Origin of the sequence: Anaerovirgula multivorans (assembly GCF_900188145.1) — a bacterium.
Classification (GTDB): domain Bacteria; phylum Bacillota; class Clostridia; order Peptostreptococcales; family Natronincolaceae; genus Anaerovirgula; species Anaerovirgula multivorans.
This window is the reverse complement of record NZ_FZOJ01000065.1, coordinates 1-9,297: the sequence shown is the minus strand read 5'-3', so window position 1 is coordinate 9,297 and position 9,297 is coordinate 1. Positions and strand designations below refer to the sequence as shown.

Below are 9,297 nucleotides of genomic sequence, written 5' to 3'. Positions count from 1 at the left end.
TTTTCATTAGTATTATCTATAGACAATCTTACTATATACGCTTTTTAGTTTTTAGCTGAAATTTGTTCCATGGTAAAACTTTCATTCATGCTTTTGCCGTGATTAAAGATAGTATTATAAAACAAAAATACTTAATGAATTTGCACACCGTACTGAACCTCCTTTGATTTATGCAGTACACTTGACTTAAACTATTACCTCAACTCAAACTAATTCGAGGTAATAGTTTACAAATTAAGAATAGTTTAATTGCTAAAAAGCTCTTTATTAATACTTATTATTTTTATCTTAATTCATTTAATATCTCTTGGGTAAAATCAAACATGCCAAACTCATAACGCGGTTTATCGCTTTCATATATTCCTGTTCTAGAAACTGTAATAGTAGCACTAGTTATCAAACCAGTAACAACTTCTTCATCTGCATTTTTTGAGATTACCATTGCTGTCTTCTGTATTAACGTACTTTTAGTTCCTGGTCCACTATCACTTATTTGTAGATGCTGTTCAGAATAAGTGAAAATTTCTAATTTATCTCCTCCATACTCTTTTAAAATTTCATTTTTCTCAAGCTTATCTGATATTTTACCGATTGAATAAGCAGTACTCGCATAACCGATACCAGATAAATACTTAGCTCCTGTTACTGAGAATGTTTTTACTGATTCTGTTGCTACACCTGTTAAAAAATCATCAGTAAATAGACGTGCTATATCATATATCTTATTACCTGAATTATATGACAAATATTCTCCGCGACTGGTAAATCCCCTATTCTCTAATAGATCAATAACATCATTTTGATATATATACTGATTATCTCGACTCGTCCCCTTAGCATCATCAGACCTAACCAAAGGTTCTGCTCCTTTTACTGCATCAACTTCATTATTAGGTGAACATTTAGCTAAACCGCTTGGATCAACATATCTAACAGGATTATTAGCAACGTAGGTGTATAGGTTTAATCCATCTCCTCTAAAGGTATCTTCTTGTGTGAATCTTCCTATTTTAGGGTTGTAGTATCTTGCTCTGAGGTAGTATTGTTCTGCCATCTGGTCATACTGCTCTCCTGCATATCGGAAGGGGTTGGCTATTCTGGCAGCGTGATCTGTGATGTTGCCGAAGGCATCGTATTGGTATTTGTTTTGTATTTCTCCATTGTCTCCTACTAGGTTCATTATATCTCTGTGAGGATTATGGAGATAGTAACCAGTGATTCCTCGGTGGTCTTTTGTTGCTACTAGACTATGACCTCTGGTGTATCTTGTTACTCCTCCTGTGTTTGTATTGATCTCTGCTATGATATTGGCTCCGGAGAGTACAAAGTCGTGGCTGATTCCTTTTTCTGTTATTCCTACTCTATGTCCCATGGCATCGTAATGATTGATTTGGTAGGAACCGTCTGGTTTGACTACTTCAATCTGTCTGTTAAAGCTGTCATAATGATATGTGGTTGTTTTGTTTTCTTCTATTTCTTTTAACAGGTTTCCATTGTTGTCATAATTGTATGTGGTTATTATACCATTTTTACCACTTTTTGTTAATCGGTTTCTGGTATCATATTCATAGGTGGTAATCTCTTGTCCCATTTGTCTAAAGGTTCTGTTGCCTGCATTGTCATAGTCAAAGGTCTCTGTACCTATTTTAGGATACGCTACTGTTTTTAAACGATTTATTTCGTCGTAGGTGTATATAGTGGTTTCTTGGTTCTCTGTTTTTGTTAGCTGGTTCCCTCTCGTGTCATAGGTATAGGTTAGATTGTTTATCATCTCTCCTTGGGGGCTTTTATGCAGGAGAGAAATAACATTTTTATCTCTATCATAGTTATAGCTATGATTAATGCCATTCGCATAGCTGATGGTGGATAAGGTATCATCAATATTGTAGTGATAGGTGGCACTTATACCATTGTCTTCTCTTACACGCTGCAATCTCCCTAAAGGATCGTAGTCATAATGGGTGGTTTCATCTAGTGCCTTCATTTTCACAACATTATCGTTTTTATTGTAGGTGTACTCCAGTAATGTTTTTCCGTTTCGTGCTTTTTTCTTTAAGTGTCCTGAAGGAGTATACTGAAAAACATCTATGCCATTGTTATTTGCGGCAGCCAGTAAGGTTCCATCTTTGTTATAATAATAGGATTCTATTTCTTGTGTTTCTTCTACTCTTCGTGAGGTTAGGTTGTTGTCATGATTGTATTGGTAATATAGGTTTTTTCCATTCCGGTCGATTTCTTTTACCCTTCGCCCTTCTTTATCATAATAATAAGTAATTCTTTCATTGGTTGGGTCAATGATGGAGGCTAGAAGATTTAGACTGTTGTAGCTGTACCTCGTAGTATTGTTTTTCCCGTCCTTTGTCATCACCAGATTGCCAGCATAATCGTACTGATAATAGGTACTGACTTCTTCTGCATCTATTATCCTAGTAGCTCTTCCCCAAGCATCTCTAAAATAGGTGGTTAGGTTGCCTTCTCCATCCTGATAGGTTAGTATATGATCTAATGCATCATAGGTGTAGGAGGCTGTGGTGCTGCCTTTTAACTTTACCTCTGGTGTTATTACTGTTGTTAAGCGATTGCCAAAATCGTGGCTGTATTCCATGCCGTATCTTGCATCATCATTTCCTCCAGCAAGATATCCTTTCCCATCAATTACCTTCATCAGGTTTCCGTTGGTATCATAAATATTTTTTTGTATCACTTCTCCAGTAGCATTGGTAATCATGATTAATCTGTTCATTTTATCATAGGTATAAGTGGTACCTAAACCATCATCCTGGGAAGTATTGTAGTTTTCAGGTAACACTTCTTTGATTTTGTTTCCCACTTCATCATAGAAGATTCGAGAAGTGCCTCCTGTTTTATGGGTGATAGCAATTAAACGGTTTAATTCATCGTAACGATACTCTACAAACGCTTGGTTCGTATCCGTTTCTTTTACTAGATTTCCAGCCTTATCATATCCATAAGTAGTAACACGTTCTACTTCCTCCGCTGTCTCCACTTCATAAACTGCACTAGTATGTTTTTGTAGGAACCTTTCTAAAGCAATTTTGTTTAATTGTGCACTTTTGTCTTGAAAAATCCAATCTCTAATAAAATCAAGGTCTTCATTATCAATGATACCGTTATTATTGATATCATATTTTTCTTCAAAAAGTTGATCATTTACTCCTATTCCCTTAAGAAGTGCTGTTAAGGTAAAATCATTTACCTCTACTTTACCGTCTTCATTCATGTCTGGTCCATTGGCATAAATAGTTTTACCGCATAATCCACTGAAATGATAAGTACCATCAACAGTAGTATAGGTGGATGTTGGGTTCATGATTAAGCTACTAGTACCTGCTACTGTATCTTTTACCTTCATCGTGATGGTGGCAATTTGGATATCTGCAGTGTAATTAATTTTGGAAGCATTAATCATGATTTTCCTCGGAGTTCGAGTGTTTACCATTACAGATTGTATTCTATCTACGTCCAAAATCTCTAATAATCTACTATCATAATCTATCTGTAGATCCACTGCTGTAATTGCTTCATGCGGATGGATAATAACTTGAAATTCGTAGGTTTTTCCTTGGTATAGGATTGTCTTATCTGAGATAATGGAGGCAGTGGTACCCTTGACACTGATGGCTTGCTGATTTACCTTTTGTCTTTTTTCCTTAAGTCTGTCTGCCAAATCGTAGACAAAATCTGTAACATGTCCCTCAGGGCTTGTCATATTGATAAGGTTACCATTTTTATCATACTGCAATACTGTTTCTGCATGAATTGTTTCTTGGTCTTCTATGGCTAGATCCTCTGCATCAATTTCTTGCCATTTTTTTATAATTTTACCTGTATCATTATATTCATAGCCGATGGTTTTGAATTTTTCGTTATTAATCTTATTTTTTTCTTTTGTCACATTTCCAAGAGGATCGTAGCAGTATTCTATATAGGCTCCAGTGCTATCAGATATAGTTTTACTTCTACCGCATTGATCATAAGTATAGGTTATGATGTTCCCGTCTGTTGGCTCTCCTGTCAAGGTAGTATACTCCTTTGAATGCTTTTCTTCAATGATTTTTCCTGTTTTGTCATAGCTGAATTTTGTTATCCTATAATAAGTAGTATCATTTTCTTTCTTTAAAGGCTCTCTTTTTTCTAAAAGCCATCCTGCAAGGTTATATTTGAAAACAGTTCCATACCGGGCATCATCATTTGAAGCTGATAGATACCCTTTAGCATCTATCTCCTTTATTATGTTACCTTTTGCGTTGTATACCAGTTTCCTAACCGTTCTACCCTCTGGATCTTTTTCCATAATTATTCGATTTAAATTATCATATACATACTCTATTCCAGGACCATTATCTATACCTTCGTTATAGTGATTAGCATTAATAAGCTTAATGATATTTCCTACTGGATCATAGATTGTCCGAGATTTTTTACCGGATGGATTCGTTGTTTTGATTAATCTTCCGCTGCTGTCATACTGAAATCCTATCCCTTTACCATCTCCTGTAGCAGCATTGTAGAAATTAGGATTGATTTCTTTGGTTTTATAACCTTCGTCATTATACTTATATGCCTTCACATTCCCTAAAGGATCTACCTCTCTAATCAGCCTGTCCATCCCATCATAAACATAGGTATAACCTTGTCCATCGTCAGTTTGTTGGTTATACGCTTCTGGTTTGATGCGTTTAATAAGGTTTCCTCTATGATCATATTTCATTCTAGTGATGTTATTTAATGGATCTATGATTTTTTCTATCTTGTCCTTATTGTTATAGACATATATAGTGGTTCCAAGGATGGTGATTTCTGACGTCCTTCTGCCAAGATTGTCATAAGAATACTCTCTGACTCCACCTTCTGGATCAATGATTTTTACAGGACTACTGCCATTCTCGTATTCCATCTCAGTTGTATTGCTCTCTGGATCTGTTATACTGATTATTCGTCCATAGTCATCATAATCATAAACAGTGATAGCATCTGTGTTTTCATCTATTTGGGCTATAGATTTTGTCATATTGCTATTTGAATCGTACTCATAGGTGATGGTAAAGTTATTTGGTTCTTTGTATTGTAACAGGTTATCTTGCTGATCATAAATGTAGGTAGTTTCGTAGAGAAAAGGTGATGGTGAAATCATAGAGCGTAGATTTCCTCTTGCATCATAGGTGTATTTAGTAATATTACCTTTTCTGTCCTTTATTTGATTTTTATTTCCCCACTGGTCATAAGTATAGTCTTCATAGGTAGTATCTTGGAAAGTCTTTTTAGTGATGTATAATTTTTCATTGTATTCATAGCTTATACTATGGCCAGTTGAAGTAATGGTATAGGTATTGATTTTATTAATTACATCATAATTATAATGAATAAGGTTATTGTTTTCATCGTATTGCTTGATGATTCTTCCGAATTCATCATAAGTATTTTCAATAAACCGTTTTCCATTCTGATCTGTGATAGATGTAATCCCCAAGCTGTTATAAGCATACCTGGTGGTTCCATTTCCTGTGTCCTTTACTTGGCTGAGATTTGATCCATTATAGCTATATACAATGGTTCTTCCTATAGGATCTGTTATAGTTTTGATTTTTCCAGCCTCATTCGTAAAATCCAATCTTTTTCCACCTGCACTGATAACCCTTGATAGATTTCCACTTCCATCATATTGCACAGTTAAACGGTTATTGTTTTTGTCAGAGATAGAAGTTAGCTTGCCATCGGAGTTATACCCGTAAATAGTCTTATCTTGCCATCTGAGCTCAAAGGTACCATCTTGCTTTTTAGTCAAAGTGTCAAAGACAGTTTCAGGAGCTATATACTTTCCAGTACTTATTTGCAGATCAAATACAATCGTTCGTCCTTCAGGATAGGTGACAATGGCATCTCCTGTATCCCCATCTATTTCAATACTGCTCTCGTAGTTTAGTCTCCATCCTTTACCAATCATCCCACTTCTTGTGTCTAGGGAATTATAGTATCTCGTGATTTCCAGGGCAGGCCCTCGGTCAGGTATGCTTAAATCTATCTCTGTAGCATAATAGTTACCTGTGGCTATATTAACTGGTTCATTCACCATTTGGGTATTGCAAGGTGTTCCATAATTTGACTGAATAATCTTGTTTGTATAAACTGTTCCTTTATATTGTTGAAGATATTCATATACAGGGGGTTTGGTGACGGTGCCGCTATAAAAACCAGTATATACTGTATAGGTTCCACCTCCGCCCTCACCTTGAGATTTTATCCTTACGTAACCTCCGTATACTCCAACATGTCTTATAACTACTTGATAACTACCGTCGGGATTATATGTGGTTTGGGGAGGATCTTTGTAATAACCTATTGAGGGAATTTCACCCTCATAGCTGCTATCATTGATGTATAGGGTTGGATGATTATTGCTATTTCCCCAAGAATAGGTAGTTCTTACTAGACTTCCGTATTTGTCGTAATAACCTGTTTCAATATTTTCTTTTTCTCTTTCAATATATTCTTGTTGAGATTGATCTCCATCACCTCCTGTGTCTCCCCCTCCTCGCTCTTCTTGAATAACATTTACTAGATTTAAAGTTCCTGTATAGCCTCCTCGATTATAATAATAAGTGCTATCGGGATAAGATGTTGCTGTAAATATTTCCTTTGTCTCAATTCTAGTACCACCTGGGTCTACCACAATCGTCTGCATACTTCCAAATTTATCCAATGGTCCTTTATACGTGTCATCATCATACCATTTGTTTAGCGGAAAACTAATTGAAGTGTTGACAATACTATCTACTACTTCCTTATGATTAATAAGACTTGACATTTAATTCCTCTCCTATCGTGATATATTTTTTTACCTTTAGGGTAGCTTTATTTTTATTGAATTTATCTTTGTTAAAGCTTATAATAGTGTTTTTTTCATAAGTAATAGACCTTTAATTTAATAAAGGTCTATTACTTGAAAAATATTTAATTCTTTTATTAAGAATACATTTGTATCCTATTCTTCTTGAAACAACTCAAATTCTGGCAGAATTCTAACATTTAGAGATGAAATATCTTGAATACTGATGTACTCCCCATACGAATTCACCAGCTTAGCCTGTGGAATTTCTAGTTTAGTCATGTCCCTAGACTTCAGGCTAAATTTCACCCTTATTAAATCTAGTTCTCCATTTTTTCCTCTGATGTCTCCTGTTCGGGAAATCAGTATCTTAATTCTTCCTGAATTTCTTTTGCTAACTACATGGTAATAGATATCACTATCCTGTACGAGATTCTCCATACTTTCTGGTATAAGTTTTAGTTTCCGCGGATCATAAACTAAGTCCAGCAGGATGGTATAGATATCCTCACCTTTAGCCTTTATAATGAATTCTACTTCACTTTCTTTCGAGGTATCAGTTACCCAATTAACAGCAGTAATGCTTACTCCCGATAGATTTTCTATCCAGTGTAATTGATGTTGTATGCTGCTCCATCTACTGTTTATCTGATGATTTCTAGCTCTTATTCTGTATATGTTCTGACTGCCAAAGGGAGGAGTAGTGTGAATATAGCTGGTTGAAGTTGTTGAATCAACGATTATTCCATTGATTTCAATATCATAGACTACAGTTTTATACACATCATCCCATGTAATCTTGTATCCTTCTTCCACACGTTCCACCCTTACATTATCAGGTGTATCAAGTAATGTAATCACCTTCAAAGTAGGTGTCCAGCTACTAACCAACTCATTGTTTCTGGCTCTTACCCTATATTGATATAGTTTTCCCGGTTCTATATCTGCGTGTAAAAAGCCTACTTCTTCAACAGTAGCAATGATCTCTCCATCAAGGCTAATATCATAGTAGTCTGCCTCTGGTACAGGTTTCCATGTCAACTCTACAGATCTAGAGGTAACTTTCGCAATCTTAAGCCATACTGGATTCAATCGATTTGGCATATTATCATGCTGTGGAACTGGTAGTACCCTTAAGAAAGGATAGGATTCCTCTTCCTCTATATCCCATACTTCATCAAAATCCCAGCCTATCAATGTCGCTGTATCCATCAAGGCTGAAGTGTCCTTAGCTTGAGCTTCTGGTGTATCAATGTCTGTGTTTGTGCTATCAAAATAGCTACTGGTTATTAATGTGTTGCTATTTTGACCTATTAATCCTCCTGCTGTTGTTCCCGTTGCATTAACGATTCCTGCTGAATAGCAGTTGTTTACATTAACTGGAGCTGTGGTGCTGCTACTGTAGGCTTGTCCTAATAATCCTCCTGTATACGGACTACTCTCCCTACCTGTAGCCTTACCTAGTGCAAAGCAGTTTTCTATTTTTGCTCCATTTGCATATACTCTTCCAACTAGTCCGCCAATATAGGCATTGCCTGTTATATCTCCTGTTGCATAACTTTCTGCTATTATGTTATTACTAGCAATATATCCTACTAACCCGCCTGCATAGTTTGATGTAACTGCAACCTTTCCAAATGCAACAGATTTTGAAATATCGGTTCTTGAGTGTCCGATCAAACCTCCACCATAGCTTGATGTGGCAACGATGTTGACTTCGGTTGAACTGTACTCTACATTTCCGCCTTCAATTAATCCTGCTAAACCGCCTATATATGAGGTAGCGTTTATTTCTCCACTTCCTATACATATATTGCTGAATAAATTAACTCCTTTAGCATAACCAACCAGTGCTCCTACATAATTTTTCCCAGACACAGATATATCATCAATTTTAATGTTTCTAAAATCTGCATTGTTGGTATATGCCATTAAACCAACATAATCTACTGTTCCTTTGTTGATATGAAGATTGCTAATGCTATACCCATTCCCATCCAGTGTTCCGCTAAAGGGCATACTGCTGTTTCCTACTGGTTCCCATTCTTCTTCGTCTAGATCTATATCATTTCCTAGTCGATAGTAGGCTTTAATCTCATATCTCATATTGTTTAGTTGGTCTTTTGTCATGATAATATATGGGTCTTCTGCTGTTCCTTTCCCTCCTGCTACTTCTTCCTCTGGTAGCCCTTCTTCTACTGCTGATGGTTTAGATAGTTTTCTTAAGTAGGGATAGCTCTCTCCTTCTTGGATTGTCCAGATCTCTTCAAAGTCCCAGCCTTCATAGTTATCTAAGGTTTTCATGGCTGTAGTGAGTCGGCTGACATCTGCTGTTTTACTTGGTACTATCTGTGTTTTTACTCCATCGTAGTAACTGTTTGTTAGGGTTGTTCGACTAGAAATTGTGCCTATTAGTCCACCATTACGGATTCCTACTGAGTCAATTTTAC

Annotated in this window: 2 protein-coding genes; both read right to left on the bottom strand. The window is 36.1% G+C overall.

Going from position 1 to position 9,297, the window contains the following annotated elements:
* Nucleotides 1-283: 283 nt before the first annotated feature.
* The gene (locus tag CHB72_RS25030) at nt 284-6,826 is read right to left on the bottom strand and encodes an RHS repeat-associated core domain-containing protein (RefSeq protein ID WP_089285590.1); all 6,543 of its coding nucleotides are present in this window, start codon (nt 6,824-6,826) and stop codon (nt 284-286) included.
* A 177-nt stretch (nt 6,827-7,003) separates the two neighbouring features.
* Nucleotides 7,004-9,297, bottom strand: a 2,294-nt coding sequence (locus tag CHB72_RS25025) for a GLUG motif-containing protein (RefSeq protein WP_278277909.1), incomplete at its 5' end; no start/stop codon positions are given.

Excerpts from the sequence above, each read along its gene's own strand:
- CHB72_RS25030 (WP_089285590.1), bottom strand. The coding sequence starts at position 6,826 with ATGTCAAGTCTTATTAATCATAAGGAAGTAGTAGATAGTATTGTCAAC.